This is a genomic window from Arthrobacter sp. SPT-J7 (assembly GCF_059089965.1).
This window is the reverse complement of the sequence record NZ_JBNHFF010000005.1, coordinates 58111-84851: the sequence shown is the minus strand read 5'-3', so window position 1 is coordinate 84851 and position 26741 is coordinate 58111. Positions and strand designations below refer to the sequence as shown.

Sequence of the window (26741 nt, the reverse complement as noted above, 5' to 3'; positions counted from 1 at the left end):
TGTCGATGCCCCGGTGGAATTGGAAGAATCACCCCGGCTCAATTGCCAGCCATACAAGATAACGACAGTCATAATTACTGCCAGGACCAGTTTCAGTACGACCCGGTTCTTTTTCTTGGATTTGGTTCCCATTCCTATGCCCCCAACAAAGAACCTTCGACCATTGTGCGAAACTTCTCCTCGCCATCTAAGCATGCTTGAAGGACAAAACCGGGGGTCTTTCGTCGTCTAGATACGCAATAAGGGGGTAGACGTTTCACCGTTCGGCTGGCAACGTAGTTAGCGGTGGTCGCGAGCGTATCGCCCGGCAGCATCCCCAACTGCCGAGTTCGACCACGATGTGATAGGTCGGCGGCTCAGCAGTCCCCCCATGGCTGAGCCGCCGACCCCAATTTCACCTTGAGCCCTATTCCCCAATAGACCCCCAGGACCTGCGCGGCACCGGGCCCAGTCAGAAGACTTACGACGAAGACGGCGCGACACGCCAGCGCGCCGAGGCTCGTTTGGAATTGTCAGAGCCTATATGTAAGACTGCTTATCATCCTGTTGCCGATCGGTGCGAGCGGCGATGAACAACAGGGTTTCAGGGTGGCCACCACATTTTCCCCCATCTGTGGTGGCCACCTTTCCTCGTTGCAGCGTAGGAATCTGTCAGCGGGGCTCTGTGGGCAGGTTATCCAGCCATTCGCCCAGGTCTTCGTGGCGGATTACGCCTTTACTGCTTGCGTAGCGGGCGAGCAGGTTGCCGTCTGCTACTTGCTGCTTCAGGGTGCGGATGATTGCAGCCAATCACAGCAGGCCTACCGGAGCCCGGAAACACGCGGAAGTCAGCGTTACGCCGCAATCTGTTAAACGGGAGCAGGCCCCCGCCTGTGCATCCCCCCACGGAGGCACAGACGGTGGCCGGCTGTAGTGCATTCCACCGAAGTCGGCAGGAGTCCCCTGTCAGCATGGGACCGCTGGTTCCGTATCTTCCCGTTCGCCGGAGCCAGCGGCATCTTCCTGCCATCTTTTGGCTGGCGACCGCGCCGTTCCCCTGAAGCACCTAAGCCGCTCCGGGACCGTTCATTTCCCAGAGTGTGAGTACTCCAGGCACTGCCGCCACTCCTTATCTAAATCGATTGGATTTAATAATGCAAGTTCTGTGGCACGGCAGCCCCCATAGTGGAGGAACATGACGAAAACACAGCAGTGCAGCGGAACGTGATATTGCCTTAAGGTTCAACTGCCCAGCAGCAGCCCGCTGGCCTTCGGAGACAACGCGTCATCCAAAACCAGGCAGGCACCACCAATAGCGCCCACTTCGAATCCCAATGTGGAGGAGACCACCTCGACCCCGTGGATGGCCCGGGAGACAAAGCGGGTGTTGATTTCCTGGTGCAGGATCGGCAGCACCAGGTCCTCCAGACCAATCCACAGCGGGCCACCTAAGATCACCCGGTCCACGTCGAGGATGTTCACCAGTTGCGCCACGGTGCCGCCGACCAACCGGGCCGCCCGGCTAATGATGGCGGCGGCGGCCGGATCGCCCTCCACGGCCATCCGGCACAGCGTAATGATGCTTTCGGTGGCCTGGTGCCGATCGCCCAGTTCGGCGTCGGGCGGAAACACACCGGATTCCACGGCCTGCTGGAACAACGTGCCGAAATTTAACGCCATGCCCACGCAATTGCGTTTCCCGCACTCGCACAGCGGCACCTCCGCATCCACCGGGAAGTGGCCGATCTCGCCGATGTTGCCAGAGGCGCCGCGCAGCACCGCGCCGTCGAGCACCACACCGGCACCCAGGCCCGTGCCCAGATATACGAACACAAAGTTCTCGGGTTCCAGCCGTCCGCTGGCCCACAGCTCCGCTACCGCCGCCGCAGTCGTGTCCTTGTCCATCAGCACCGGCAGCCCGGTCAGGCGGCTCAGTGGTTCTCGCAGCGGCACCGAGGTCCATTCGCGCATCATCGGCGGGTCCACCACCGCGCCTTCGGCGGTATCGATCGGTCCCGGCGCAGCCAGCCCGATGCCGAGGAGCCGGTGCCGCTCGATGCCGGAGCCGTCGATCAGCTCTTCGACCGCGGCGGCCATGGCCGCAGTCATGCCATCGGGCTGGCCGGCACCAGGATTATCGTGCCGGGCCCGAGCCACCACCTCGCCGTCGAGATTAAGCACGACCAGGGTCATGACCACCGGGTCAAGGTGGATCCCGATAGCCAACCGGCTGGAAACTTCCAGTTGCAGCACCGTGCGCGGTTTGCCCGGACCGCTGACCGTCTTGCGGTCTTCCCGCACCAGGCCTTCGTCCACCAACCGGCGCACGACATTGGAGATCGTCTGCGGGGACAGTCCGGTGCGCTCCACCAGCTCCACCCTGGCGATGCCTTCGTGGGCGCGACGGATGGCGTCCAGGATCACAGCCTGGTTGTAGCCGCCCAAGCGACCCAGGTTGGTTCCTCGCTGCATTGCACCGCTTTCCGCTCATCTGTCGCCGGGGACCCCACAGCAACTCTAGTCACTGACCGCCCGGAGCACACTCTAGGCGCGGCGGGCCTATCGGCGCGGCGGGTCGCCTGAACGCGGCGCGGCAGGCTTGCCGGGGCACCGGGTCTGCCTGCGCGGATTGCTTCAACCCGCTGGGATCAGTTGGACACCGCGGCGTCGCTGAGGAACTGTGTCTGGTAAAGCTCCGCGTAGCGGCCTTCCAGCGCCAGCAGCTGGGCGTGCGTGCCCTGCTCCACGATCCGGCCGCCCTCCACCACCAGGATGCGGTCGGCCGAGCGCACGGTGGAGAGCCGGTGCGCAATAACGACGGCGGTGCGCCCCTCGAGTGCCTCGGTGAGCGCCGCCTGCACAGCGGCTTCGTTGGTCGAGTCCAGTGCAGCCGTTGCCTCATCCAGGATGACCACCCGGGGATGGCCCAGCAGCAGCCGCGCAATGGTCATCCGCTGGCGTTCACCGCCGGAAAGCCGGTAGCCGCGCTCCCCCACCATGGTGTCCAAGCCGTCCGGCAGCGTCCGGATCAGGTCTTCCAGCCGGGCACGGCGCAGCACATCCCAAATCTCGGCATCGGTGGCCTCCGGCCGGGCCAGCAGCAGGTTGGAGCGGATGGTTTCGTGGAACAGGTGCCCGTCCTGGGTCACCATTCCGATGGTTCCGCGCAGTGCCTCGAAGGACAGATCCCGGACATCGACGCCGGAGAGCTCAACGGAACCGGAGTCCACGTCGTACAGCCGCGCCAACAGTTGGGCCATGGTCGACTTTCCGGCGCCCGAGGACCCCACCAGCGCCAGCGTCTGGCCGGGTTCCACCCGGAAGCTGATGCCGTGCAGCACCTCCTCGCCGCCGCGGGCGTCCAGAGTCGCCACCTCTTCCAAGGAGGCCAGCGAAACCTTCTCCGCGGACGGGTAAGCGAACCGCACGTCCTTGAACTCAACGGAGACGGGACCCGGCGGGACGGAACCGGCGTAGGCCTTTTCAGTGATCAGGGGCTTCAGATCCAGGACTTCGAAGACGCGCTCAAAACTGACCAGCGCACTGGAAATCTCCACCCGGGCGTTCGCCAAAGCCGTCAGCGGCGCATACAGGCGGGTGAGCAGCAGGGCCAGCGTCACCACGTCGCCCGGATCCAACTGGCCGATGATCGCGTAGAAACCGCCCAGCCCGTAGACCAGGGCCAGTGCCAGCGCGGACACCAAGGTCAGCGCGGTGACGAATACCCACTGCATGACCGCGGTCTTGATGCCGATGTCGCGCACGCGCTGGGCCCGCAGCTTGAACTCGCGGGATTCGTCAGCGGGGCGGCCGAACAGTTTGACCAGCGTGGCACCGGGCGCGGAGAACCGCTCCGTCATCTGCGTGCTCATGGCGGAGTTGTGGTTCGCGGTCTCGCGCCGCAGGTCCGCCAGCCGGCTGCCCATCCGGCGGGCCGGCAGCAGGAACACCGGCAGCATCAACAGCGCCAGCAAGGTGACCTGCCAGGAGGTGTTTAGCATGACGATCAGCGTCAGGACCAGCGCCACGAAGTTGCTGACCACTCCGGAGAGCGTGCCGGCGAAGGCGCGCTGCGCACCGATCACGTCGTTGTTCAGCCGACTGACTAGCGCCCCGGTGCGGGTACGCATGAAGAAGGCGATCGGCATTTTTTGCACGTGGTCGAACACGGCGGTGCGCAGATCCAGGATGATGTCCTCGCCCAGACCAGAGGAGATCCACCGGGTCACCATGCTGAGTCCGGCGTCGGCAATGGCCACCAAAGCGATCACCACGGCCAGCCAGAGCACCAGCTCGACGTCGCTCTTGGCAACAATAGCGTCCACGACCCGGCCGGCCAGGACCGGGGTGGCAACAGCCAGCGCGGCAGTCACGACCGAGAGCAGCACAAAGATCGTGATCTTGCCCTTGTACGGCGCGGCGAATGCAAAGGTGCGGCGTACGGTCTCGCGGGAGAAAGACTTTTGGTCCTTCGAGTGCGAAAGCCGGTAGAGCGAACTCCAGGCTGCACCTTCCATGGACATGATGGCTCCTTACGGCTGATGGTCCTACTGCAACCCTAGAACCATCCGGAGCCTCGTGCTGTTCCCACCGGTGGTGCCACGGCCAGAATCTGTCCTCGGAGCGGGGTTGGACGCGCGGGATCCGTCCGTGTTCCGCGGGCCCTGCTACAAATCACCGCTGGCCCAGCTCAGGGTTTGGCACCCAGATGACCTGTTATAACCCGGGATTTCGACGGCAAGGGGTAACTTCGCTGTGAGATCAGGGGCAGCAACCCACGAGTTGGACGCGAACCCCTGACTTGGACGCGTCGCGCTGGTGGCTGCGCCACCCGGGCCGGGCACCAACAGCCCGGCCCGTCGCGGCCGGGCCCCCGGCGCAGCGTCAGCTGAGCTGCTTCTCCTCGTGCGGGATGAAGCGAACCGTCATCGCCTTGAAGCCTGGGGTGTTGGACTCGCGGGCCACCAGGTCGCGGTGCACCAGCGCGTTGGCCTCCGGGAAGTAGGCAGCGGCACAGCCGCGCGCCGTCGGGTAGGCCACCAGCCGGAACTCATCCGCACGCCGCTCGGTTCCCTTGAACGTGCTAATCACGTCCACCAGATCGCGGTCGGCGAAGCCCAGTTCAGCCAAGTCGTCCGGATGCACCATCACCACCCGCCGCCCGTTGGAGATGCCCCGGTAGCGGTCGTCCAGTCCGTAGAACGTGGTGTTGTACTGGTCGTGGCTACGCAGGGTCTGCAGGATCAGGTGGCCTTCGGGCGCTTCCAGGTACTCCAGCGGGCTGACCGTGAACCGGCCCTTGCCGATGTCCGTGGCGAAGGACCGGGTGTCGCGCGGCGGATTCGGCAGCACAAAGCCGCTCTTGTTCCGGATCCGGGTGTTGAAGTCCTCGAAGCCGGGCAGCACGCGGGAAATGTGGTCGCGGATCACATCGTAGTCCTCGGCCATCGCCCGCCAGTCCACCGGGTGGTCGTCGCCGAAGGTGGCCTGGGCCATCCGGGCGATAATCACCGGCTCGGCCAGCAGGTGCTCGCTGACCGGCTCCAGCCGGCCCTGGGTGGAGCGGATGACGGACATGGAGTCTTCCACCGAGAGGAACTGCGCGCCCTTGGGGTGCTTGTCATCCCGGTCGGTGCGGCCCAACGTGGGCAGGATCAACGAGGTCTTGCCGTGCACCACGTGGGACCGGTTGGGCTTGGTGGACACATGCACGGTCAGGCCGGCTTTCTTCATCCCGGCTTCCAGCGCCTCGGTCTCCGAGTTCGCCAGCGCGAAGTTGCCGCCCATCGACACGAAGACGTCCACCTTGCCCTCGGCAAAAGCGTCGATCGCCTCGGTGGAATCAACGCCGTGCTCGCGGGGAGACGTGATGCCGAATTCCTTGTCCAGCGCCGCCAGCAGCCATTCCTTCGGCTTTTCCCAGATGCCCATGGTGCGGTCGCCTTGGACGTTGGAGTGGCCGCGGACCGGGCAGGCGCCGGCGCCGGGCTTGCCGAAGTTGCCCTGCAGCAGCAGCAGGTTCACGATTTCGCGCAGGGTATCCACCGAATGCGGCTGCTGGGTCAACCCCAGCGCCCAGCAGATGATGGTGGCCTTGGACTTGGCCAGCAGCCCGGCTACCTTCGCGATGTCCAGCCGGGAGAGCCCGGTGGCCTTCTCGGTCTCGGCCCAGTCAATGTGGCGGCGGGCCGCGGCGTAGTCCTCGAACCCGTCGGTGTTCGCCTCGATGAAGGCCTTGTCCACCACGGTGCCAGGAGCCCGGTCTTCCTCTTCCAACAGCAGGTGTCCCAGTGCCTGGAACAGGGCCAGGTCCCCGCCCACCTTGATCTGCAGGAACTCGTCGGCCAGTTCGGTGCCGCCGCGCAGCAGCCCATCCACCGACTGCGGGTCCTTGAACGCCATCAGCCCGGTTTCCGGCAGCGGGTTGACGGCCACGATGGTGCCGCCGTTGTCCTTGCACTCCTTCAGCGCGGACAGCATGCGCGGGTGGTTCGTGCCCGGGTTCTGGCCCACCACGAAGATCAGTTCGGAGTGGTGGATGTCCTCCAGCGACACGGTGCCCTTGCCGATGCCGATGGTGGGATTCAAGGCGCTGCCGGAGGACTCGTGGCACATGTTGGAGCAGTCCGGCAGGTTGTTGGTACCCAGCGAACGCGCGAACAGCTGGTACATGAACGCGGTTTCGTTCGCGGTGCGCCCCGAGGTGTAGAAGACGCAGCGGTCCGGCGTCGTCGCTCGGATGCGCTCCCCGATCAGGCTGAACGCGTCCGACCAGGAGATCGGCGAATAATGCGTCTCGCCCTCGCGAATGATGACCGGCTCGGTGATCCGGCCCTGCTGGCCCAGCCAGTATTCGGTCTTGGTGGCCAGCTCTTCAATGGAATGCCGCGCCCAGAACTCCGGCGTCACGGTGCGTTTGGTGTTCTCCTCGGCCACGGCCTTGGCGCCGTTTTCGCAGAACTCGGCCGGTTTGCGCGGTCCGGTGATGGATTCCGGCCAGGCACAGCCCGGGCAGTCGAAGCCGCCGCGCTGGTTGATCCGCAGCAGCGAGCGTGCGGTGCGCGCGACGCCGGCTTGCTCGATGCCGCGCTCCAGCGCAATCTTTACGGCCGGAATACCGGCGGCAGCCTTCTTCGGTTCCTTGACCTTCAGGGTGCTTTCATCAATGTCATTCACAGGTGCCGGGCGAGTCATGCCCCTAATGTATCCCGGCTCACAAGGATTTCTCGACAGCCGCAGCCGGTCTCACACCAAATGGCCGACGGCGGCGCCAATCCGTGCCGGGTGCGCGTACACATTGACGCTGCGGCCGCGGCTGAATCCTGCCAGCGTCAGGCCAACTTTTTCCGCCAGTTCGACGGCGAGCGACGACGGCGCGCTGACAGCCGACAGGACGGGAATTCCCGCCAGGTAGGCCTTTTGGACCAATTCGAAAGAGGCCCGCCCGGAGACCTGCAGGACCGTGTTCCGCAGCGGAAGCCTGCCCTCGCGCAGGGCCCAGCCCACCACCTTGTCCACCGCGTTGTGGCGTCCCACGTCTTCGCGCAGGCAGAGCAGTTCGCCGTCGAAGCTGTACAGGCCGGCGGCATGGACGCCGCCGGTCCGCTCGAAGACCTGCTGCTGCTCACGCAGCCGGTCCGGCAGTTGCAGCAGGAGGTCCAGCGCCACTGTACCGCCGCCGTCGGCGCCATCGGTGCCGGGGGCGGCACCGCCGTCGTTATCAGGCAGCGCGAAGCGGGACCGCTTGGTGACCGCATCAATTGACGCGGTGCCGCAGATGCCGCAAGCGCTGCTGGTGACCACTTGCCGGTCCAGCCGCGGATCCGGCAGGGCCACGCCGGGCGCCAGCTGCGCCTCCACCACGTTGAAGGTCTGCCGGCCGTCCTCGTCCTCGCCGGCACAGAAGCGCAGGGAGAGCAGCTGGTCGGGCGACCAGACGATGCCCTCGGAGACCAGGAAGCCGGCCACCAGGTCGAAGTCGTCGCCCGGCGTGCGCATGGTGATCGAGAACGCGCGCCCGGCCAACCGGATTTCCAGCGGCTCTTCCACCGCCAGCACGTCCTCGCGGCGGCGCGGCGGCGCGTCAAGACTGAGTTTGAGCACCTTGCGGCGCTGCGTCAAGCGGCCCATGTACTTCTCCTCTACTGGCTGCTACAAGCGTAGTCCACGAGGCTACGGACCGGGCCCGCGACGGCGGATCACCAGGGCAGGTCAAGGGCCGGCAACTGCTGGCCGGGGTCGGCGCCGGCGGCCGGCACCACCATGACGCCGTCGGCGGCTGCCAGTCCACGCATCATGGCCGAACCTATATGGTCGGCGGGGACTGCACCGCCGTCGGGAGCGGTTCCGTAGGGCACCAGCCGGTCCTGGTCGTGCAGCGGAGGCAGGGTTGTTCCGGCGCGCACGGTGCGCAGCGGCGCCGGCCGGCGGCCGGTCATCCCCGCCAGCAGCGGGTCCGCCAGGGTCAGCAGCGCCATCATGGCCGCCAGTGGGTTCCCGGGCAGGCCGACCAGCGGGCGCCCGTCCGGCAGCCGGGCCAGCAGCGCCGGGTGCCCCGGGCGCATCCGAATGGAGGGGACCAGGATCGTGGCGCCGGCTGCGTCCAGCACCCGGCGCAAATGGTCGGCGGCGGATGTTCCGGTCCCGCCGGTGGTGACCACCACGTCGCCGCCACAGCCCGCGATGGCCTCCGCGGTGGCATCGAAGTCGTCGGGCAGCCGCCGGCTGCCGGCGACCTGGCCGCCGAGCCGCGCAATGATGGCCGGCAGGGTGGGGCCGAACGTATCGCGCACCCGGCCCGGCACGGGGATCCCGGAGGTGACCACTTCGTCCCCGGTGAGCAGCAGCTCGACCTGCGGCACCGCGGCAACCGGAAGCGCATCGTGGCCGCAGACCGCGGCGACGGCCAGATGCGCGGGGGTCAGCACGGTACCGGCGGCCACCACGACGGCTCCCGCTGCGGTCTCTTCACCAGCCGGACGGATGTGGCGCCCGGCGGCGAATTCCCGCTCGGCGGTCCCCGGGCACAGCTCCAGCTCCTGCTCGGCCGCCGTTCCGCATTCGCTGCGCAGCACGCTGTCCGTGCCGTCTGGAATCAGGCCTCCGGTGACCACCGGCGTGGCCTGCCCCGGTCGCAGCGGAGTGCCGGCCGGCACCAGTTGCCACGGCCCGGGGCCGGCAATGGCCCAGCCGTCCATGGCGGACGAGGCGTAGTGCGGGACCGGCAGCAGCGCCGTCAGGTCGGCGGCCAGTGTGCGGCCGGCGCATGCTGCCAGCTCCACGTCGGAGGCCGGCCGGCGCGCTGCAGCCTGGCCGGCCGCGTACGCGGCGGCCCGGGCATCTTCCCAGCGCAGGCCGGAGCCGCTCACTCCTGCACTGCGCCGTGGCGGCGCGCAACTGCGTCGGCCACGCGCGAGGCCGCGCGGATGGCCACCTCCGGTGTGGCCTGTCCGGTGGCGGCCGCGAAGCCGGCGGCGTAGCCCACCACGAAGGTGGTCAGCGGCGCAGCGGGACGGACCACGCTGTGGGCGGCCACTCCTGCCAGCCCCAGCACGGCGTCGATATCCACCGGCATGTCCTCGAGTTCCAGCGCCTGGAGCAGTTCGCTGACATACGGGGAGAGCTGTTCGGCCGCTCCGGACACAATGGCCTCCGATCCGCCCGGTGCGCGGGCTAGGACAACGTTTGTTTCAGGCTACGGTGCGGGCCGGGCAATGCCAAAGCGGCCCGCGTCCTGCCAGGTGTCCACGTCGGAGGTGTGCCTCGCGGCCCGCTCCAACGGGAGCTCGACCGCCTGCAGCTTGTCCAGCAGCCTTCGCACCGGTTGGCCTTCCAGCCCGGCCGCTCCCCCGGCCTTTTGCACCGCTGCCACCAAGGCTGCACTGTCCGCACAGCAAGCCAACTGCTGCCGTTTGCCGTCGGTGTCCACCGGGATCCAGAGCTTCGCCTGCGGCGCGCGGGCGGCACCGCCCAGCAGCAGTTCCGGCAGCCCGGCCAGCCACGGCATATCGCAGGCAAAGAGCAGGGTGAACGGCGCCCGGCCCGGGACGCCGTCGTCGTCCGGTGCCACAGCCGGTGCGCCGTCGTCGTCGTCCGGCGCAGGAGCCGGTGCGCCGCCGTCGTCGCCCGGTGCAGGAGCCGGTGAACGGCCATCTGTCTCGGCCGCCAGAGCCTGCACCCCGGCCGCGATGCCCGCTGCCGGACCGGAGAACGGCGGGTCCTCCCGGGTCAGCAGAAGCCGGGGCGGTCCGGAAGCCACCGACCGGCGGAAAGCGTCCACTTCCTCCAGCAGGTCCTCCGGGCCCACGACGGCGATCCGCCGGGCGCCGTGGACAGCCTCCAGCGTGCGGCGCAACAGCGTGGACCCGTCCAGTTGCAGCAGGGCCTTGGGGCTTCCGCCCAGCCGCGAGGATCGGCCGCCAGCCAGCACGACGGCGTCGAATTCGGGAGCAGTCACGCGGCGGTATGCCTGTCGAGGAACTGGCTCCAGGCGGGGGCCGGCCGGTCCAGATCGCGGATCCGCCAGCGCGCACCGCTAGGCGGGCGGGGCGTGAACCGCAGGCTCCAGCCCATCTGGGCCAGTGTGCGGTCGCCCTTGGCGTTATTGCAGCGCAGGCAGCAGGCCACTAGATTCTCCCAACTGTCCGCACCTCCGCGCGAGCGCGGCCTCACATGGTCCACCGTGGTGGCCGTCTTGCCGCAGTAGGCGCACAGGTGGTTGTCCCGGCGCAGCACTCCGCGGCGGGTCACGGCGGTGTCCTGATTGTACGGAATCTTAATGTACCGGTTAAGCAGGATCACCGAAGGGCGGCCCAGAATGTCGTTCGGCCCGACGACGGGATCACCGTCTTCCGCGATCACGCTGGCCTTGCCGGTGAGCACAAGCAGCAGCGCCCGGCGGAAGGTGACGACCGCCAGCGGTTCGTATCCAGCATTCAGAACGAGTGTGCGCATGCACATTCCTCTAGGTGTGGCCAACCCGACCGGTGCTTCAGCTCCGGTCGGGGACTGGATTTTCTGCACTAACAGTCAAAGAGTATGACGGTCGATACGTTCTGCGCTAACTTTTTTCGCTGTTGGTGGGCAGTTTCGACCGGAGCAGCCAGATGTTCGCCGGCTGTTCTCCGGTCCTCGGCGGATCAGGCGGGCGGCCGCCGTTAGGCCAAAAACGGCACCGGCCCCGGTCCACGCTGGGCATGTACCGGGGCCGGTGGACGGTCTAGCAGACCGGAAAAGACCGAAGCCTAGTTGACGCGGATGGCGACGTAGCCGGATCCCACATCGGCGCTGGCCAACGCGGTGGTGTAACCGGTCCAGCCGCCGTGGACGGCCTGGCCGTTGCCCACGTAGATGGCGATGTGCGCAACCCCGGCGCCGCCGTCGGAGTAGTAGAGCAGGTCGCCCGGCTGCGGGGTGGAAACCTGCGTGCCGTAGCTGAGGAACTGCGCCGGGGCGAGGTCGCCCACCGACTTACCGGCGGCGCGGAGGGCCTTCTCCACCATGGCGGTGCAGTCCTGCGAAATACCGATCTGGCCGTAAGCGGAGGAGACCAGGGTGGAAGCCACGCCACTGGCGGAGGCGGTGGCGGGTGCGGGTGCGGCGGCCTTGGCAGCTGCGGGCTTGGCGGCTGCGGGCTGCGCTGCGGCCGCCGGGGCGGCTTCCTGGACCGCAGTCTGTGCTGCGTCTGCCGCTTGCTCGACAACCGGCTCCACTTCCTGGGCCACGGCTTCGACCACTGGCTCCGGCTTAGGGGCCGGAGTCGACGTGATGTCGGGGCGCGAGAAGGTCAGTTCGACAGCACTGGAAGCCTGGACCGTGTCCACCTGCACGCGGCTGGGAACGGACACGGTGGACGCAGTGCGTTCGATGGTGGCTGACTGCGCGGGGATGCCGGCGGTCAGGGCCAATCCGGAGGCGGCAGCAATAACGGCTGCGGAGCGCCCCATGGATCCGGCATTGGATGAGACGGCTTTGGAAATCGTCTCCAGCGGGTTAGTGCGGACGGAAACGGCGCGGTGGCGCCCGGTGACGGTGTTATTGAACACGTTAAAGGCCTCTCCCAATGCCTGCGAGGTGAGCTGTCGGATTCGGATGGGAGTGCACCCGGCCGTAGTCCTCCCCGGCAAAAGCCTGAGAGCCCTACGACTTAACCCCAAGGGTTCCTGTACGGAACCCGAATTTGGTTCCCCCGCCTCTGCCCGCGAAGTTTTTGCGAACGAACCCTGGATGGTGGCAGAGCTCGGCAATCCACCCAGAGGTACCAGCCGCTGGCAGCTGGAACGAGTAACAGCGTATACGATGCAGCGAGCATTGTCACGTTCTGATCACGGAACGGTGATCTTTAGGTTACGGAGGTTGCCCCATACGCACCGAAAAGGGGATTCAGGCGCCCGTCGCACCGCCGCAAGCGGGGTTTAAGGACCGACGGCGCGCCCCGAAAGGCACGCCGCGATACACCCCCTAGAGAGGGCCTCAGGAAGGCCCTTAGCCCGCCGGGCGGATGAACACCGGTCCGGAGCCGATGTAGGCGCTGCCCAGCACGGTGCTGTAACCGGCCCAGCCGCCGTGGACGGCCTGGCCGTTGCCAACGTAGATGGCCACGTGGGCCACGCCGGCGCCGCCGTTGGCGTAGTAGATGATGTCGCCCGGCTGCGGGGTGGAGACCTGCGTGCCGTAGGCGAAGAACTGTGCCGGGGCGAGGTCGCCGACCGAGAAGCCGGCCGCGCGCAGCGCGTTCTCAACCAGTGCGGTGCAGTCCTGACCCACACCGATCTGGCCGTACGCGGCAGCGACGATGGCGCCGGCCACGCCGCTGGCGGCAGCTTCGCCGCTCTTTTTGCTGGACTTGCCCTTGTTCGATGCGGCATCGTCGCCGGTCGTCGGGTTGATCTCGTTCGAGACGGGCTGGACCACGGTCTGCGGTGCCGGGGTGGACGTAATCCGAGCACGTTCGAAGGTCAGTTTCACAGCCGGCGAAGCCTGCACGGCTTCCACCTGGATGCGGGCCGGGGCGTCGACGCTGCGGTCGGCGCTGACGGCCTGAGCCGGAATGGCACCGGTTAGAACGATGCCGGTAGCAGCGGCGATAACGGCACCTTGGCGTCCAACAGTTCCGGCGTTTGCGGAAACAGCCTTGGAAATCGTCTCAAGCGGGCTGGTGCGGACAGGGGTCGCACGGTGGCGGCCCGCAGTAATGCTCTTGGACACGGTTGTACCTCTCCCAAATGCCTGCGAGGTGAGCTGTCGGGTTCGGATGGGAGTTCATCCGGCCGGTCGGCTTCCGGGCTGGTGGCCCGGGCCTGATCGGCTTTACCCCAAGGACGTCCTGCGACGTCCGGGAAGTGGTTCCCCCGCCTCTGCCATGCGATTCGGTGCGAACGAACTTCGGGCGACGGCAGAGTTCGGCATTCCGCCCGAAGGTGCCTGGCAGTTGCTGCCAGGCACAGGTGAAACCTTATAACAGTTTGGCGACTGAGTCACATTCCGGTTACGGCGTGTCAATCAGAGCCAGCCGGTGGGGTCCACCAGCTTGCCGTTGACCATGACTTCGAAATGCAGATGGCAGCCGGTTGAGGCTCCAGTGGTGCCGCTTTCGCCCAGAACCTCGCCCCGCGCCACGGTGGCGCCCACCGTCGTGTCGATGGTGCTCAGGTGGTTGTATGTGGTCTCCAGGCCATTGCCGTGGTCCACCACAATCCGGTTTCCGCCACCGCCGACCTGGAACCCGGCTTCGACGACTGTGCCGCCGGCCGCGGAGTGTACCGGCGTACCGCAGGGTGCCCCGTAGTCCTGGCCGGTGTGCAATTCTCCGGCGTAACCGGTGATGGGGCTGACCCGGTAGCCGAACGGCGAGGTCTTGATCAGCTCGTCCATCGGCTGCGAAAGGGACCCTTCGCTGCCGATCGGCTTAGCCTTCCCGCCGGAGGCGACCATGACCTGCTTCAGCTTGGTGTCCGGGTCGAACTTACTGGTCAGCGCGGCCCGTTCAAAGGTCAGGCGTGCTTCGGTAGCCGCTGAGATGCTGCTGGTTGCCAGTGCTTCCTGCGGGGCGTCGGCTGTGGCGCCGGCCGTCGTCGGAAGCATCACGGTCAGCGCCATGCCGGAGGCGGCAGCGACAATCGCGGTTTTATGGCCAACGTCGCGTGCGGCGACTGCTACCGGCGACGGTGCCGGCTGCGCACGCCGCCGTCCGGCTGTCGCTGCGCGAGGGCGTGGGTGCTCGACCGGGGCGGTTAAACGGCGCCGTCCCGAGGCTTTGTGTCCTGCCAAAATCTATACCTCTCCCAAAGCGCCTGCGAAGTTAGCTGTCGGATTCGAGTCAAGAGAAAACTCGGCCGCATCGCGCAGAGCTTTAGTGGAACGATTCACTGTGGCTTTGCCCGCTGCGGCTTCACCCCAAGGCAGCGTACAAACTGCCGCTTGGTGGGTCCTCCGCCCCTGTCTCACGGATCCACTCCCCCGCCGACAGGGCTCGGCTTGCGGAGGGTGGGGGACCGATAGCTCGGCGCCCGGATTAACTATACGGAAAGTCAGTGAAAGTGATAAATCCGTTATCCAAGCCGCGTAATTCCGCGGCGCAACGATTCATTCCATCGAGACAAAGATGTGGGCCGCGACCTCCGGAGGCAATTCCAGAGCCCCCTCGATGCCCGGCACGCGCACGGAAATGTACTCCCCGGCGGTCTCCAGTTGCAGTGTCGCGCCGGGCTTCAGTCCGCCCTCTTCCAGCTGGACCAGCAGTTCCGGCTCCACCTGGATCGGTTCGGCCAGCCTGATGATGCTGACCTGCTTGTCGGGCGTGTACGTGCCCATCGCCTGGGCCAGGTTGAGCAAGCCGTAGGATTCCTCCACGGGCTGGCCGCCGAGCGCTTCCAACCCCGGGATCGGGTTGCCGTAGGGGGAAACCGTCGGCTTGCCCAGCAGTTCGTAAAGCCGCTGCTCCACCCGTTCGCTCATCACGTGTTCCCAGCGGCAGGCCTCGTCATGGACGTAGGCCCAGTCCAGGCCGATGACATCGGAGAGCAACCGCTCGGCCAGCCGGTGCTTGCGCATAACCTCGGTTGCTTTGCGCCGGCCCAGTTCGGTCAGTTCCAAATGCCTGTCACCGGTGACGACTACCAGTCCGTCCCGCTCCATCCGGCCGATTGTCTGGGAGACGGTGGGGCCGGAATGGCGCAGCCGCTCGGCAATCCGGGCGCGCAGCGCGACAATGTTCTCTTCTTCGAGCTCGAGGATGGTGCGCAGGTACATCTCGGTGGTGTCGATGAGATCGGTCAATTGGTTCTTGCTCCTCGGCGCGCGGTGAAAAGGCTGCTCCAGCAGCAGGCATGAGGGTGGGGCCCTTCTCCAGCCTAGCTTGTTTTCCCTACACGACCGGCAGTTTCGCCGCTGGTAGACGCGCCGCGGCGCCACGCAACATTCCCGGTTCCGACTAACAGCGCCCGCTGGCGTTGGGGCAGAATGATACGGGCGTTCAACGGTGAACTGCCATCGAGATCACTGCCACCACGCCAGGAAAGGTATTCATGAGCGATACCCAGTCCATCAGCATTCCCGCCGACCTCCTCCCGAAGGACGGGCGTTTTGGCGCCGGTCCGTCCAAGGTCCGTCCGGAACAGGTCGACGCGCTGGTCGCCGCGGGTCGCAACCTGCTGGGAACGTCGCACCGCCAGGCTCCAGTGAAGAACCTGGTCGGCAGCGTCCGCGAGGGACTGCGGGAGTTCTTCAAGGCTCCGGCCGGCTACGAGATCATCTTGGGCGTCGGCGGCTCCACCGCCTTCTGGGATGTCGCCTCGTTCGGACTGGTCGAGCAGAAGGCCCAGCACCTATCCTTCGGCGAGTTCAGCTCCAAGTTTGCTGCCGCCACCAACAAGGCCCCGTTCCTGGCCGAATCCAGCATCATCACCGCAGAGCCCGGTTCCCGGCCGGAGCCGCGGGCAGAGGCCGGCGTGGACGTGTATGCCTGGGCGCAGAATGAAACCTCCACCGGTGTCGCGGCTCCGGTGCAGCGTGTGGAAGGTGCCGACGACGGCGCCCTGGTCCTCATCGACGCGACCTCGGCTGCCGGCGGGCTGGCCGTGGACGTCAGCCAGAGCGATGTCTACTACTTCGCCCCGCAGAAGAACTTCGCGTCCGACGGCGGCTTGTGGCTGGGCGTCTTCTCCCCCGCCGCGCTGGAACGCGCGGCGAAAATCGGTGCCTCCGGCCGCTGGATTCCGGACTTCCTCAACCTGGAAACCGCGATCGATAATTCGTTGAAGAACCAGACCTACAACACGCCCGCGCTGGCCACCCTGGTGACGCTCGATGCGCAGATCCAGTGGCTGAACGGCAACGGCGGCCTGGAGTTCGCCTCCGGCCGCACCGCTGATTCGGCCGGGCGGGTGTACCAGTGGGCCGAGGCCTCCGAGCTGGCGACGCCGTATGTGGCCAACCCGGAACACCGCTCGAACGTCATCGCGACCGTCGACTTCGATGACTCGGTTGATGCCGCTGTCGTGGCCAAGGTGCTGCGCGCCAACGGCGTGGTGGATGTGGAGCCGTACCGCAAGCTCGGCCGCAACCAGTTGCGCATCGCCACCTTCGTGGCAGTCGAGCCGGAAGACGTCAGCGCCCTGCTGGCCTGCATCGACTACGTAGTGGACCGCCTGCAGGGCTAAGCCCCGCACCGTCATCGCTCAGGTCCGGCTTCCCGATCACGGGGAGCCGGACCTTTATGCTGACAGTCCCCCGTGTCCCGCCGCCTAGACGGACCGGTCCGGCACGCCAAAGGTGATGCTCAGCTTCCGCTTGGCCGAGCGGTCGAAGCGCAGCCGCATGTGATGCGCGCGCCAGGCCCACAGAATTCCGACGGCGGCGGCGGCCACCCCGGACATCGCCGCCACCCCCAGCCCCCAGCGCGGGCCAAAACTATTGGAGACCAAGCCGACCAGAGGAGCACCGATCGGGGTTCCGCCCATCAGGATGGCCATATATAAGGACATGACGCGTCCGCGCATCATCGGATCGGTGGTGGTCTGCACATACGCATTGGCGCTGGTCATGATGGTGATGGCCGACGCCCCGACCGGCACCAGCGCCAGTCCGAAAAGCCAGGCCGTCGGAGCCAGGCCCGCCGCCGTGCAGGCAACGCCGAAGGCCACCGACGCGCCGAAGATATAGCGCAGCCGTGGTCTCTCCCGCCGCGCGCTGAGCAGCGAACCGGTTACCGAACCAGCCGCCATCACCGAGGAGAGCACGCCGAAGTCACCGGCATGGCCGCCGAATTCGGTGCGAGCCATGGACGCCACGAACACGGAGAAATTCAGGCCGAAGGTGCCGATGATGAAGATGGCGGCCAGCACTACCACCAGGTCCGGCCGGTCCTTGACATAACGGAAACCTTCGCGGATCTGGCCGCGGCCCTTGGCCACCTTCTGCCGCGGGTGGAGTTCCTGGCGGCGGATGGCCAACAACGCCACGATCATCGCTCCGAAGGTGGCGGCGTTGATGAGGAACACCGGGCCCGGGCCGATGGCCACGGTCAGCACGCCGGCAATGGCCGGACCGATCATCCTGGCCAGGTTGAACGACGTGCTGTTCAGCGCCACCGCGTTCGGCAAGTAGTCGTCGCGGACCACGTCCGAGACGAATGTCTGCCGCGCCGGCGCATCCACCGCCGTCACCATGCCCAGTGCCAGGGCGAAGGCATACACGTGCCACAGTTGTGCCACGTCGGCGATCACCATCAGGCCCAGTGCAAGGCCCAGCACGGCCATGGAAATCTGTGTGGCCATCAGCAGCTTTTGCCGGTCGAACCGGTCCGCGACGAGCCCGGCCCACGGGGCCATCACCAGCTGCGGCCCCATCTGCAGCGCCATCACAATGCCCATCGCGGCGGCGTCCTGTTGGGTCAGGATGTCGTAAACCAGCCAGTCCTGCGCCGTTCGCTGCATCCACGTGCCGACATTGGAGATCAGCGCGCCGATGAACCAGATCCGGTAGTTGAACAGCCGCAAGGAACGAAACATGCTTTACCGCCCCTTCCGGCTGCAGAACCTGCCTCGTCGATTGGCCACATCAGGAGGTGGCTTCGGTGAATTCCTCGGTCGTGTCGTTCTCGGCTGCCTCTGTCAGATTCTCGTCAGCGGCAGCATCAGCTGCCTCTTCCTCACCGGTGGTTGCAGGGGCTTCTTCCGCCGCTACGTCATCGCCCGCGGTTGCCGGAGCTTCCGCTGCCTCGTCTTCGCCCGCGGTTGCCGGAGTTCCCTCCGCCGCATCCGTCGCGGGAGCTGTCTCGGCGCCGTCCTGCGCCGCGGCCGCCTCGGCTGCCTCGGCTTCGGCCGCAGCCGCCACTTCTTCAGGCCGCACCCGGTCTGCCCACGGCACCCACTCCGGAGCCAGCAGCGATCTCTCGGACGGGAGCAGGCCTACTTCGCAGACCGTTGCTTCCTTGCCGCGCGGGACACGGGCCAACGTGGCATACCACTGCCAGCCGACGTAGCCTGCCAAGTGTGCCTCGAACCGGTGGGTGACCAGACGGTCCCCGTCGGCATAGCTGCCCACGTGCGCACCGATTTGTTCGGACGGGGCGATCTCCATCACGCCCTCCCGGGCACGGTCCACCGCGGCGGCCAGGACCAGGTCCAGTTTGGCGGTGCGACGCGCAGGACGACGCCGGGGCGCAGCCTCGGTCTCGGACCCGCCGGCGATGGGCTGCTCCACTGGCGCGGTTTCAGCGCTGGAGCCGTTCAGGTTTTCAGTCATCAAGTCCGCTTACGCGTCCAGATCGTCGGCCACTCGGCGGAGCACCGCAGCAACCTTGGACGCGTGGGAGCGTTCCGGGTAGCGGCCCTTGCGCAGCCCATTGGAGATGCCGTCCAACAGCTTGATCAGGTCCTCGGTGATGACGGCCATGTCCTCGGCCGGCTTACGCGTTGCGCGCACCACCGAGGGAGCGGCGTCGAGGATGCGGGCGGACAGCGCGGACGGGCCACGGCGGCCGTCGGCGATGCCGTACTCCATCCGGGTGCCCGCCTTCACGTCCTTGACACCGGCCGGCAGCGCAGATGCATGCAGGAACACTTCCTGGCCGTCTTCGCTGGCCAGGAACCCGAAGCCTTTTTCCGTGTCGAACCACTTGACTTTGCCGATGGGCACTTTGCTTACCTCGTTCTGCTTAAATGTTGCGACGGTACCGCCCGCTGCTGCGTTCTTACCATGTGCCCCGCCAGCAGTACACCGGCCGCAGCTGCGGCCGGTGCGTGGCGGGGAAAGTCTGTCTCTAGATTAGCTTGTTCCGCCGACCGCGGAGGCCGGTCCGCAGCCGTTTTCGCTTCCGGCGTGCGGGTGGGATTGGGCCCCGGCACGGCCGGGAGTTAATCTGGTGCCATGTCCGGAACCGTCCCCGCCCAGAATGCGCCGCGCCCCGCCGAGTCGGGTGCGCTGCACCGTCTGCTGGTCTTCGCCGCCGTCGTCCTGCTCTTGGCAGGGCTGGGCAGCCTGGGCGTCATTCTGGCCGGTGCCATGACCGGAACTCCGGTGTGGACCGGTTTCATGGGCCTGGCCTGGTTCTGCTTTCCTCTCGCTTTCGTACTGATGGTGCTGCTGATGGCGGGCAGCATCCGGCGCCGCCGCAGCAGCTAGCGGCACCGCCGGTGAAGGCGGCCCTGCCCCGGGCCACCGGCCGCAGTGGTGCGGGTAACGTTAATCCGGTGTCCTCCATCCGCGCCTTGGCCGGCCAGTTGGCCGCCCGCAGCGACGCCGAGCTGCGCCAGCTGTTCAGTGCCCGGCCGGACCTCTGCCTGCCGCCCGTACCGGACTTTTCCGCGCTGGCCGCCCGGGCCTGCACCCGGATCAGCCTGCAGCGGGTGCTGGAGAACCTCTCCCGGCCCGAGCTGGAGGTGCTTGAAGCCGTGGTGCTCAGCACCGATGTCGATGCCGGCCGCACTGCCGACGCCCGCTCCCTGCAGCCCCTGCTGGTGCCGCAGGCAGGCACGGCCGTCCAACCGGACCTGAACTCTTACCTGACCCGCCTGCAGGAACTTGCCCTGCTGGTGCGCGCGGAGCCTTCATCGGACAACAGTGCTTTCCCAGCTGACGACGGCGGGGACCTCACGCCGCCCCCGGCCTACCTTCCGGTGGCCAGTCTGGCCGAAGCGCTCGGACCGTATCCGGCCGGCCTGGGCCGCCGCTACGCCGCCTTGGCCGCCGCCAGTTCGGTCGCGGCAGACCATCTGGTCCGCACCGTGCGGCTGCTGCGCGAGGCCGGCTACGAGCTGCCGGCCGACGCCGACGAGCCAGACGGGGACGAACGCGCCGACCCGGCGGCAGCCCCTGCCGCCCGCGCGGCCGCCGCCCTGGACCGCTGGCTGGCCGACCCGCAAACCTGGCCGGCGCTGATCGCGCAGGCACCGGAGCATACCGGCGAGCTGCTCGGAAAGTTCCGCCGTTCCCCACTGGGCGCGCTGCCGCACCCGCTGGCCGGCACCGGCCCCACCGAGGCAACCTCGCCGATCGACTGGCTGGCGGCGCACGGGCTGCTGGTTCCCCTTGACGCATCACACGTGGAACTCCCCTGGCCGGCCGGCCTGGCGGTACGCGGCGGTGCGGTGGCCGATCCGTGGCATACCCTGCCACCGGCGACAACTGGCCGGCAGGTCCGGAATTCCTTGCGCGACAATGCCGCCTTCTCCGCCGCCGCCGAGACGCTGCGGCTGGTGGCCGAGCTGTTGGACCAGGTCCGCCGCGGCCCTGTTGCTACGCTGCGCGCGGGCGGTGTAGGCGTCCGCGAAGTCCGCCGGCTGGCGGACTCTTTGCGAATCGAACCGGAGGAGACCAGCTGGCTGTTGGAGCTCGCTGCCGCTGCCGGACTGCTCATCCTGGACGTGGACACCTCCCGCTGGGTGGTCCACGCGGACGCCATGTTCGGGACCCTGGCGCGGCAGGACCAGTGGCTGCTGCTCGTGTCGGCCTGGCTGCAGCTGGACCGCGCACCATCGCTGGTGGGCGGCAGGACGCCGTCGGACACCGCCATTAATGCGCTGGCCGCGGAAGCGTCCCGCCCGGATGCGCCGGCGGTCCGCCGCCGCGTGCTGGAGGCGCTGGAAGAGCTGTGCACGCCCGCGGCCTCCGCCGACCGCCCCGAGGGGCCGGAAGCCCGCCCGGACGACGCGCCAGACGCCGCTGCATCCGGCAGCACCCCGGCGCCCTCGCCGGAAGCGGTCACCGGCTACTTGGTGTGGCGCCGGCCTCGCCAGCGGCGGCGGTTTGAGCGGCTGGTGCCGGGCATCCTGACCGAGGCGGCCCGGCTGGGGTTGGTGGGGTCCGGCGCGCTGACCGGATTGGGACGTGCGCTGGCGCAGGACAGGCTCGCAGAGGCGGCTGAACTGTTGGCCGATCAACTGCCGGACCCGCTGGTCGAATTCGTGCTGCAGGCGGACCTGACGGCGGTGGCACCCGGCTATTTGGCGCCGGACATCGCCGCCGAGCTGTCCCTGCTGTCCACCGCCGAGGGCCAAGGCCCGGCCACCATCTACCGGTTCTCCGCGGACAGCATCCGGCACGCGCTGGACGCCGGGCGCGATGCGGCCGGCATCCTCGGCTTCCTGACCCGCCACTCGGCCACCGGTGTGCCGCAGCCGCTGAAGTACCTGGTCGAGGACACTGCGTCCCGGCATGGTGCGCTGCGGTTCGGCGCGGCGGCCAGCTTCCTGCGCAGCGACGACGAGGACGCGCTGACGGACCTGCTCACCGACCCACGCACCGCGGGCCTGGGCCTGCGCCGGCTGGCCCCCACGGTGGCCGTCTCGCGGACCGCCGCCCGAGACCTGCTCGCCTCGCTGCGCCAGTTCGGCTATGCGCCGGCGCCGGAAACCGACGACGGCGTGGCGCTGGGCGGCGCGGCGGTCACCGGCGGCGTACCCGGCGGGGCACGCGGCAGCGGCGGTTTCGCTGCGGACGGCACCCCGGCGGAGGGTGCCGCGACGGCGCAAGCCGGCCGCGCGCCGTCGTCGTTCCCGGTGAAAACCAATCCCTGGGACCTCACCCCCGATGCAACCGACGCCCAACTGGCGGCCCTGCGGAGCACCGGGATCCCGGCCAAGCCGGCCGCCGAGGCGGGGCCGGTGCTGGCCCTGGAAACGCTGCGGACCGCCATCCGGTTGAAGCAGCGGGTGCGGATCGGGATTGTGGATCCGGACGGCAACCACCGGCGGCAGGTCATGCTGCCGCTGTCCGTCAGCGGCGGACGGCTTCGCGTGTTCGATCCCGACCGCGACAGCGAGCGCACCGTCTCCATCCACCGGGTGATGGACATTGAACTAGTGGAGGGCAATTGAACTAGTGGAGGGCAGCTGAATGGCCGACGGACCGTTGATCGTCCAGAGCGACAAAACCATCTTGCTGGAAGTCGACCATGAGCAGGCGAACGAGGCCAGGCATGCCATCGCCGCGTTCGCGGAGCTGGAGCGGGCACCGGAGCACATGCATTCCTACCGGATCACTCCGCTGGGACTGTGGAACGCGCGCGCCGCCGGACTGGATGCCGAACAGGTGCTGGACACGCTGCTGAACTACTCGCGCTTTCCGGTGCCGCACGCCCTGTTGGTGGACATCGAGGAAACCATGTCCCGGTACGGGCGGCTGCGGCTGGAGAAGGACCCGCAGCACGGCTTGGTACTGCGCACCACCGACTACCCGGTACTCGAAGAAGTCATGCACGCCAAGAAGATCCAGCCGCTGCTGGGTCCGCGGATCGATGCCGAGACCACGGTGGTACATTCCTCGCAGCGCGGTCAGCTCAAGCAACTGCTGCTCAAGCTCGGCTGGCCCGCGGAAGACCTGGCCGGCTACGTCGACGGCACGCCGCATCCCATCGCGCTGGCCGAATCCGCCGCGCCGGGCGGCTGGCAGCTGCGGCCGTACCAGCGGCTGGCCGTGGAGAACTTCTGGGCCGGCGGTTCCGGCGTCGTGGTCCTGCCCTGCGGGGCCGGCAAAACGCTGGTGGGCGCGGCCGCAATGGCCACCAGTTCCACCACCACGTTGATCCTGGTGACCAACACCGTCGCCGCACGCCAGTGGAAGGACGAGCTGGTCCGGCGGACCACGCTGACCGCCGAGGACGTGGGTGAATATTCCGGCTCGGTCAAGGAGGTCCGGCCGGTCACCATCGCCACCTACCAGGTGCTGACCATGCGCCGCGGCGGACTGTACCCGCACCTTGAGCTGCTGGACGCCAACGACTGGGGCCTGATCATCTACGACGAGGTGCATTTGCTGCCGGCCCCGATGTTCCGGATGACGGCCGACCTGCAGGCCCGGCGGCGGCTGGGACTGACCGCCACCTTGGTGCGCGAGGACGGCCGCGAAGGCGAAGTATTCTCGCTGATCGGGCCCAAGCGCTACGACGCCCCGTGGAAGGACATCGAGGCGCAGGGCTACATCGCGCCGGCCGACTGCGTGGAAGTCCGGGTGGACCTGCCGCGGGACGAGCGGGTGGCCTACGCCATGGCCGACGACGGCGACAAGTACCGGCTGTGCGCGACGTCCCCGACCAAGACGCCGGTGGTCGATGCCCTGGTGAAGGCGCACGAGGGCGAACAGCTGCTGGTGATCGGCCAGTACATTGACCAGTTGGACGAGATCGCCGAGCACCTGGACGCGCCGGTGATCAAGGGCAGTACCTCGGTCAAGGAACGGCAGCGGCTGTTTGACGCGTTCCGCCGCGGCGAGCTGCAGACCCTGGTGGTCTCCAAGGTGGCCAACTTCTCCATCGACTTGCCCGAAGCCACCGTGGCGATCCAGGTGTCCGGGTCGTTCGGGTCCCGGCAGGAGGAAGCCCAGCGCCTGGGCCGGCTGCTGCGCCCCAAGGCGGACGGACGGTCGGCGCGGTTCTACACGGTGGTCGCGCGGGACACCCTGGACCAGGACTTCGCCGCCAAGCGGCAGCGTTTCCTAGCCGAGCAGGGCTACGCCTACACCATCAAGGACGCCAAGGACGTGCTGCAGGGCTAACCCCGTCCGCCACACCGCAGGCTCGGCGAGCGCCGGAGTCCGGCAGTGCCTGCGGGCGTCCGTGGAGCTGTCCAGCCTCCGGGGCCGACCTTGGCTCGGGTACAGCGCAGGTCCTCATAGCCTGCAGCGTCCATTCAGCAAACTCCCAGAAACCGGGAGCACACTGGGAACGTGAAGAAGCCTGAGCCCGAAGCCAAACTGCTGGTCGTCGACGACGAGCCGAACATCCGCGAACTGCTGTCGACGTCGCTGCGGTTCGCCGGGTTTGAGGTAGTGGCTGCCGCCAACGGCCGCGAGGCCTTGGACGCGGCTGAAGAACATCTGCCGGATCTGGCCGTGCTGGATGTCATGCTTCCGGACATGGACGGCTTCACCGTGACCCGCAAACTCCGTGCCTCGGGCCGCCATTTTCCAGTGGTCTTCCTGACTGCCCGGGACGAGACCGAAGACAAGGTCACCGGCCTGACCGTGGGCGGCGACGACTACGTGACCAAGCCTTTTAGCCTGGACGAAGTGGTGGCCCGCATCCGGGCCGTGCTCCGCCGCACGCGACCGCTGCTGGAAGACGACGCGGTCATCCACGTGGACGACCTGGAGCTCGACGACGACGCACATGAAGTCCGCCGCGCCGGCGAGGTCATCGACCTCTCCCCCACCGAGTTCAAGCTGCTGCGCTACCTGATGCTGAACCCCAACCGAGTGCTGTCCAAGGCACAGATCCTGGACCATGTCTGGGAGTACGACTTCAACGGCGACGCCTCGATTGTTGAGTCCTACATCTCCTACCTGCGGCGGAAAATCGACACGAATCCGGACACGCCGCCGCTGATCCAGACCAAGCGCGGCGTGGGCTACTTGCTGCGTACGGCCGACCGCCGCTGATCGATGGTGGAGCGCTGGAGGTCGGCGTCCCTGCGGTCGCAACTGGTCCTGATCATGGGCGTGCTCATGATCGGCACCCTGACGCTGATTTCGGTGCTGACCCTGACCCTGCTGCATGACTCGCTGGTGAAGCAACTCGATGCTGACTTGCTCAAGAACCGCCAAGCCCTCTCCTCCTTCCTGGTCCGCCAAGCGACCAACCCCACCCAAAACCCCTATCCGTCGGAGCGGTACTACGGCGCATTGCTGTCGCAAATCGGCCAGATCAGCATCGACACGAACCCGCCCGGCGACCGTCCGAATCTGCCGCCGCTGACGCCGGACGACGCGGCCGAACTCGAAGGCCACGGTTTCTATGTGCCGGGGACCAAGCGGGACAGCGACGGCTGGCGCGTGTCCGTGTGGCCACTGCAAAACGGCGCCGGCTCGGTCGTGGTAGCGGTGAGCTATAAGGAGGTGAACGAGACCTTCAACGAGGTTTCGGTGAGCACTCTTCTGATCGGTGTCGCGTCCACGGTTGCGGCCATCGGTGTCGCCTGGCTGGCGGTGACCCGGTCCTTCCAGCCCTTGAGCCGGGTGGACAAAACAGCCGCTGCCATTGCCGCCGGCGACCTTTCGCGGCGCGTCGAGGTAGTCAACCCCGCCTCCGAGGTCGGCCGGCTCGCCAGTTCGTTGAATGCCATGCTCGCCCACATCGAATCAGCCTTCGCTTCCCGCACCGCCTCCGAACAGCGGATGCGCCGTTTCATTCAGGACGCCTCGCACGAGCTTCGCACTCCGCTGGTCACCATTCGCGGCTTTTCGGAGCTGTACCGGCACGGGGGGCTGCAGTCGCCGGAAGACGTCGGCGCTGCCATGGGCCGTATCGAAAGCGAAGCCAAGCGGATGGGCCAGTTGGTGGATGACCTGCTGACGCTGGCCCGGGTAGACGAACAGCGCCCCCTTGAAGCCAAGCCGCTGGACCTTCTGATGCTCGGTAACGACGCCGCCTTGGACGCGCGGGCCAGCGCACCCGACCGGGAGATCACTGTTGTGGGGCTCGACGGCGGTGCGCCCCGTCCGGCGCCGATCCTTGGCGACGAAGCCCGGCTGCGCCAGGTGGTGGCCAATCTGGTTACCAACGCCCTGCGGTACACGCCCGAAGGCTCGCCGCTGGAGATTGCCGTCGGCGTTCAACCGGTCGTCGACGACCGGTTGGATTCCGTCCTCGAGATCCGTGACCACGGTCCCGGAATCCCCGAAGACGAGGCTTCGCGGGTGTTCGAACGCTTCTACCGGGCAGACACCTCCCGCTATCGCGAAACCGGCGGGACGGGATTGGGCCTGGCTATTGTTGCCGCCCTGGTGGCACAGCACGACGGCACGGTCCGGCTGACACAGACACCAGGCGGTGGCGCCACCATGTCCATCAGGATCCCTTACCAGCCGCTGGCGGCCGAGGACGAGCCGTTCGACCTCAGCTAATCCACAACGCTGCTCGCATGTCTGGGTTATCCACAACTGGCGACTGGAGCCTCGCGGCAGCTTCTGCCGCTGCCTAGCTTGAACGGTGTCGGATAGGTACACCACCAGCGGAGGACATCATGGCCGTATTCCAGGTAGACAGCGAGGCCCTCGCGGCCAAGAGCATGGCGGTGCAGGGCACCATCGGACGGCTGCAGGCGGAGGTGAACACCATGCAGTCCGGACTGCGCGAACTGGAGTCGCTTTGGACCGGTGCTGCTGCCGCGAACTTCCAACAGCTCGTGACCGACTGGCGGGCCACCCAACTGAGGGTGGAGGAATCCTTGGCCAGCATTAACGCGGCGTTGTCCCACGCCTCGCAGCAGTACCTGCAGGCGGAAGAAGCCAACGCCCGGATGTTCCTGGCCTGAGCACTGTCTGGCCAG

Annotated in this window: 23 protein-coding genes and 3 riboswitches; of the genes, 7 read left to right on the top strand and 16 right to left on the bottom strand. The window is 67.3% G+C overall.

Annotated elements, in window-relative coordinates; genetic code table 11:
* Window positions 1-651 precede the first annotated feature (651 nt).
* From AC5RWX_RS09985 to AC5RWX_RS09925, 13 genes are all read right to left on the bottom strand, one after another.
* Window positions 652-789: a hypothetical protein gene (locus tag AC5RWX_RS09985; protein WP_494097344.1), complete on the bottom strand. Its 138-nt coding sequence runs from the start codon at window positions 787-789 to the stop codon at window positions 652-654.
* 432 nt (window positions 790-1221) lie between these two features.
* Window positions 1222-2451: an ROK family transcriptional regulator gene (locus AC5RWX_RS09980; protein ID WP_493940468.1), complete on the bottom strand. Its 1230-nt coding sequence runs from the start codon at window positions 2449-2451 to the stop codon at window positions 1222-1224.
* 176 nt (window positions 2452-2627) lie between these two features.
* Entirely contained in the window at window positions 2628-4502 is a 1875-nt protein-coding gene (locus AC5RWX_RS09975; RefSeq protein WP_494097343.1) for an ABC transporter ATP-binding protein, read from the bottom strand.
* 361 nt (window positions 4503-4863) lie between these two features.
* Window positions 4864-7173, bottom strand: coding sequence for an FdhF/YdeP family oxidoreductase (locus tag AC5RWX_RS09970; protein ID WP_493940466.1), 2310 nt, complete (start codon window positions 7171-7173; stop codon window positions 4864-4866).
* A 51-nt stretch (window positions 7174-7224) separates the two neighbouring features.
* A complete protein-coding gene (fdhD, locus tag AC5RWX_RS09965) occupies window positions 7225-8109 on the bottom strand; it encodes a formate dehydrogenase accessory sulfurtransferase FdhD (RefSeq protein ID WP_493940465.1) in 885 nt (294 codons plus the stop codon).
* A gap of 68 nt (window positions 8110-8177) precedes the next feature.
* Window positions 8178-9347 (bottom strand): molybdopterin molybdotransferase MoeA, encoded by a 1170-nt coding sequence (locus tag AC5RWX_RS09960; RefSeq protein ID WP_493940464.1) that lies wholly within the window; start codon window positions 9345-9347, stop codon window positions 8178-8180.
* A complete protein-coding gene (locus AC5RWX_RS09955) occupies window positions 9344-9622 on the bottom strand; it encodes a DUF6457 domain-containing protein (protein ID WP_493940463.1) in 279 nt (92 codons plus the stop codon). Before AC5RWX_RS09955 ends, AC5RWX_RS09960 begins: the two co-directional genes overlap by 4 nt.
* 51 nt (window positions 9623-9673) lie before the next feature.
* Entirely contained in the window at window positions 9674-10435 is a 762-nt protein-coding gene (gene mobA, locus AC5RWX_RS09950) for a molybdenum cofactor guanylyltransferase (RefSeq protein WP_494097342.1), read from the bottom strand.
* Window positions 10432-10932, bottom strand: a complete 501-nt coding sequence (locus AC5RWX_RS09945; RefSeq protein WP_493940461.1) for an HNH endonuclease — start codon at window positions 10930-10932, stop codon at window positions 10432-10434. The genes mobA and AC5RWX_RS09945 overlap by 4 nt, the downstream gene beginning before the upstream one ends.
* Window positions 10933-11222: 290 nt before the next feature.
* Entirely contained in the window at window positions 11223-12023 is an 801-nt protein-coding gene (locus tag AC5RWX_RS09940) for a C40 family peptidase (protein ID WP_494097341.1), read from the bottom strand.
* Window positions 12024-12027: 4 nt separating this feature from the next.
* Window positions 12028-12202: riboswitch (cyclic di-AMP (ydaO/yuaA leader) on the bottom strand.
* A gap of 260 nt (window positions 12203-12462) precedes the next feature.
* Window positions 12463-13185, bottom strand: a complete 723-nt coding sequence (locus AC5RWX_RS09935) for an NlpC/P60 family protein (protein WP_494097340.1) — start codon at window positions 13183-13185, stop codon at window positions 12463-12465.
* Window positions 13186-13188: 3 nt separating this feature from the next.
* Window positions 13189-13362, bottom strand: a riboswitch (cyclic di-AMP (ydaO/yuaA leader).
* Window positions 13363-13479: 117 nt separating this feature from the next.
* Entirely contained in the window at window positions 13480-14247 is a 768-nt protein-coding gene (locus AC5RWX_RS09930; protein WP_494097339.1) for a M23 family metallopeptidase, read from the bottom strand.
* A gap of 4 nt (window positions 14248-14251) precedes the next feature.
* Window positions 14252-14465, bottom strand: a riboswitch (cyclic di-AMP (ydaO/yuaA leader).
* Between the two features lie 97 nt (window positions 14466-14562).
* Window positions 14563-15255: an iron-dependent transcriptional repressor DtxR gene (locus tag AC5RWX_RS09925; RefSeq protein WP_493940457.1), complete on the bottom strand. Its 693-nt coding sequence runs from the start codon at window positions 15253-15255 to the stop codon at window positions 14563-14565.
* Between the two features lie 248 nt (window positions 15256-15503).
* On the opposite strand from AC5RWX_RS09925, the gene serC reads away from it, so the two are divergent.
* Window positions 15504-16637 carry a phosphoserine transaminase gene (gene serC / locus AC5RWX_RS09920; RefSeq protein ID WP_494097338.1) on the top strand — a complete coding sequence of 378 codons (1134 nt, stop codon included), beginning with the start codon at window positions 15504-15506 and terminating at the stop codon, window positions 16635-16637.
* An 84-nt stretch (window positions 16638-16721) separates the two neighbouring features.
* On the opposite strand, the gene AC5RWX_RS09915 is transcribed toward serC, so the two are convergent.
* Genes AC5RWX_RS09915 through AC5RWX_RS09905 form a run of 3 tightly spaced genes read right to left on the bottom strand, consistent with a single transcriptional unit; the run spans window position 16722 to window position 19116 of the window.
* Window positions 16722-17987: an MFS transporter gene (locus AC5RWX_RS09915; RefSeq protein WP_494097337.1), complete on the bottom strand. Its 1266-nt coding sequence runs from the start codon at window positions 17985-17987 to the stop codon at window positions 16722-16724.
* A 49-nt stretch (window positions 17988-18036) separates the two neighbouring features.
* The gene (locus AC5RWX_RS09910) at window positions 18037-18723 is read right to left on the bottom strand and encodes a DUF3027 domain-containing protein (protein WP_494097336.1); all 687 of its coding nucleotides are present in this window, start codon (window positions 18721-18723) and stop codon (window positions 18037-18039) included.
* A gap of 9 nt (window positions 18724-18732) precedes the next feature.
* Window positions 18733-19116: a cold-shock protein gene (locus tag AC5RWX_RS09905; protein ID WP_136786865.1), complete on the bottom strand. Its 384-nt coding sequence runs from the start codon at window positions 19114-19116 to the stop codon at window positions 18733-18735.
* Window positions 19117-19347: 231 nt separating this feature from the next.
* On the opposite strand from AC5RWX_RS09905, the gene AC5RWX_RS09900 reads away from it, so the two are divergent.
* From AC5RWX_RS09900 to AC5RWX_RS09875, 6 genes are all read left to right on the top strand, one after another.
* Complete coding sequence (locus AC5RWX_RS09900) at window positions 19348-19602, top strand: hypothetical protein (protein WP_493940453.1); 255 nt, start codon at window positions 19348-19350, stop codon at window positions 19600-19602.
* 68 nt (window positions 19603-19670) lie between these two features.
* On the top strand, window positions 19671-22295 hold the full coding sequence (locus tag AC5RWX_RS09895) for a helicase-associated domain-containing protein (protein WP_494097335.1): 2625 nt from the start codon (window positions 19671-19673) through the stop codon (window positions 22293-22295).
* 19 nt (window positions 22296-22314) lie between these two features.
* Window positions 22315-23970: a DNA repair helicase XPB gene (locus tag AC5RWX_RS09890; RefSeq protein ID WP_493956964.1), complete on the top strand. Its 1656-nt coding sequence runs from the start codon at window positions 22315-22317 to the stop codon at window positions 23968-23970.
* 171 nt (window positions 23971-24141) lie between these two features.
* On the top strand, window positions 24142-24852 hold the full coding sequence (locus AC5RWX_RS09885; protein WP_493940450.1) for a response regulator transcription factor: 711 nt from the start codon (window positions 24142-24144) through the stop codon (window positions 24850-24852).
* A 54-nt stretch (window positions 24853-24906) separates the two neighbouring features.
* Window positions 24907-26316, top strand: a complete 1410-nt coding sequence (locus AC5RWX_RS09880; protein WP_494097334.1) for a sensor histidine kinase — start codon at window positions 24907-24909, stop codon at window positions 26314-26316.
* A gap of 119 nt (window positions 26317-26435) precedes the next feature.
* The gene (locus AC5RWX_RS09875) at window positions 26436-26726 is read left to right on the top strand and encodes a WXG100 family type VII secretion target (RefSeq protein ID WP_493940448.1); all 291 of its coding nucleotides are present in this window, start codon (window positions 26436-26438) and stop codon (window positions 26724-26726) included.
* The last annotated feature ends 15 nt before the right edge of the window (window positions 26727-26741 follow it).

Coding starts and splice junctions, on each gene's coding strand:
- AC5RWX_RS09980 (WP_493940468.1), bottom strand. CDS start 2,451: ATGCAGCGAGGAACCAACCTGGGTCGCTTGGGCGGCTACAACCAGGCT.
- AC5RWX_RS09975 (WP_494097343.1), bottom strand. CDS start 4,502: ATGTCCATGGAAGGTGCAGCCTGGAGTTCGCTCTACCGGCTTTCGCAC.
- AC5RWX_RS09970 (WP_493940466.1), bottom strand. CDS start 7,173: ATGACTCGCCCGGCACCTGTGAATGACATTGATGAAAGCACCCTGAAG.
- fdhD (WP_493940465.1), bottom strand. CDS start 8,109: ATGGGCCGCTTGACGCAGCGCCGCAAGGTGCTCAAACTCAGTCTTGAC.
- AC5RWX_RS09945 (WP_493940461.1), bottom strand. CDS start 10,932: ATGCGCACACTCGTTCTGAATGCTGGATACGAACCGCTGGCGGTCGTC.
- serC (WP_494097338.1), top strand. CDS start 15,504: ATGAGCGATACCCAGTCCATCAGCATTCCCGCCGACCTCCTCCCGAAG.
- AC5RWX_RS09915 (WP_494097337.1), bottom strand. CDS start 17,987: ATGTTTCGTTCCTTGCGGCTGTTCAACTACCGGATCTGGTTCATCGGC.
- AC5RWX_RS09910 (WP_494097336.1), bottom strand. CDS start 18,723: ATGACTGAAAACCTGAACGGCTCCAGCGCTGAAACCGCGCCAGTGGAG.
- AC5RWX_RS09900 (WP_493940453.1), top strand. CDS start 19,348: ATGTCCGGAACCGTCCCCGCCCAGAATGCGCCGCGCCCCGCCGAGTCG.
- AC5RWX_RS09890 (WP_493956964.1), top strand. CDS start 22,315: ATGGCCGACGGACCGTTGATCGTCCAGAGCGACAAAACCATCTTGCTG.
- AC5RWX_RS09880 (WP_494097334.1), top strand. CDS start 24,907: ATGGGCGTGCTCATGATCGGCACCCTGACGCTGATTTCGGTGCTGACC.
- AC5RWX_RS09875 (WP_493940448.1), top strand. CDS start 26,436: ATGGCCGTATTCCAGGTAGACAGCGAGGCCCTCGCGGCCAAGAGCATG.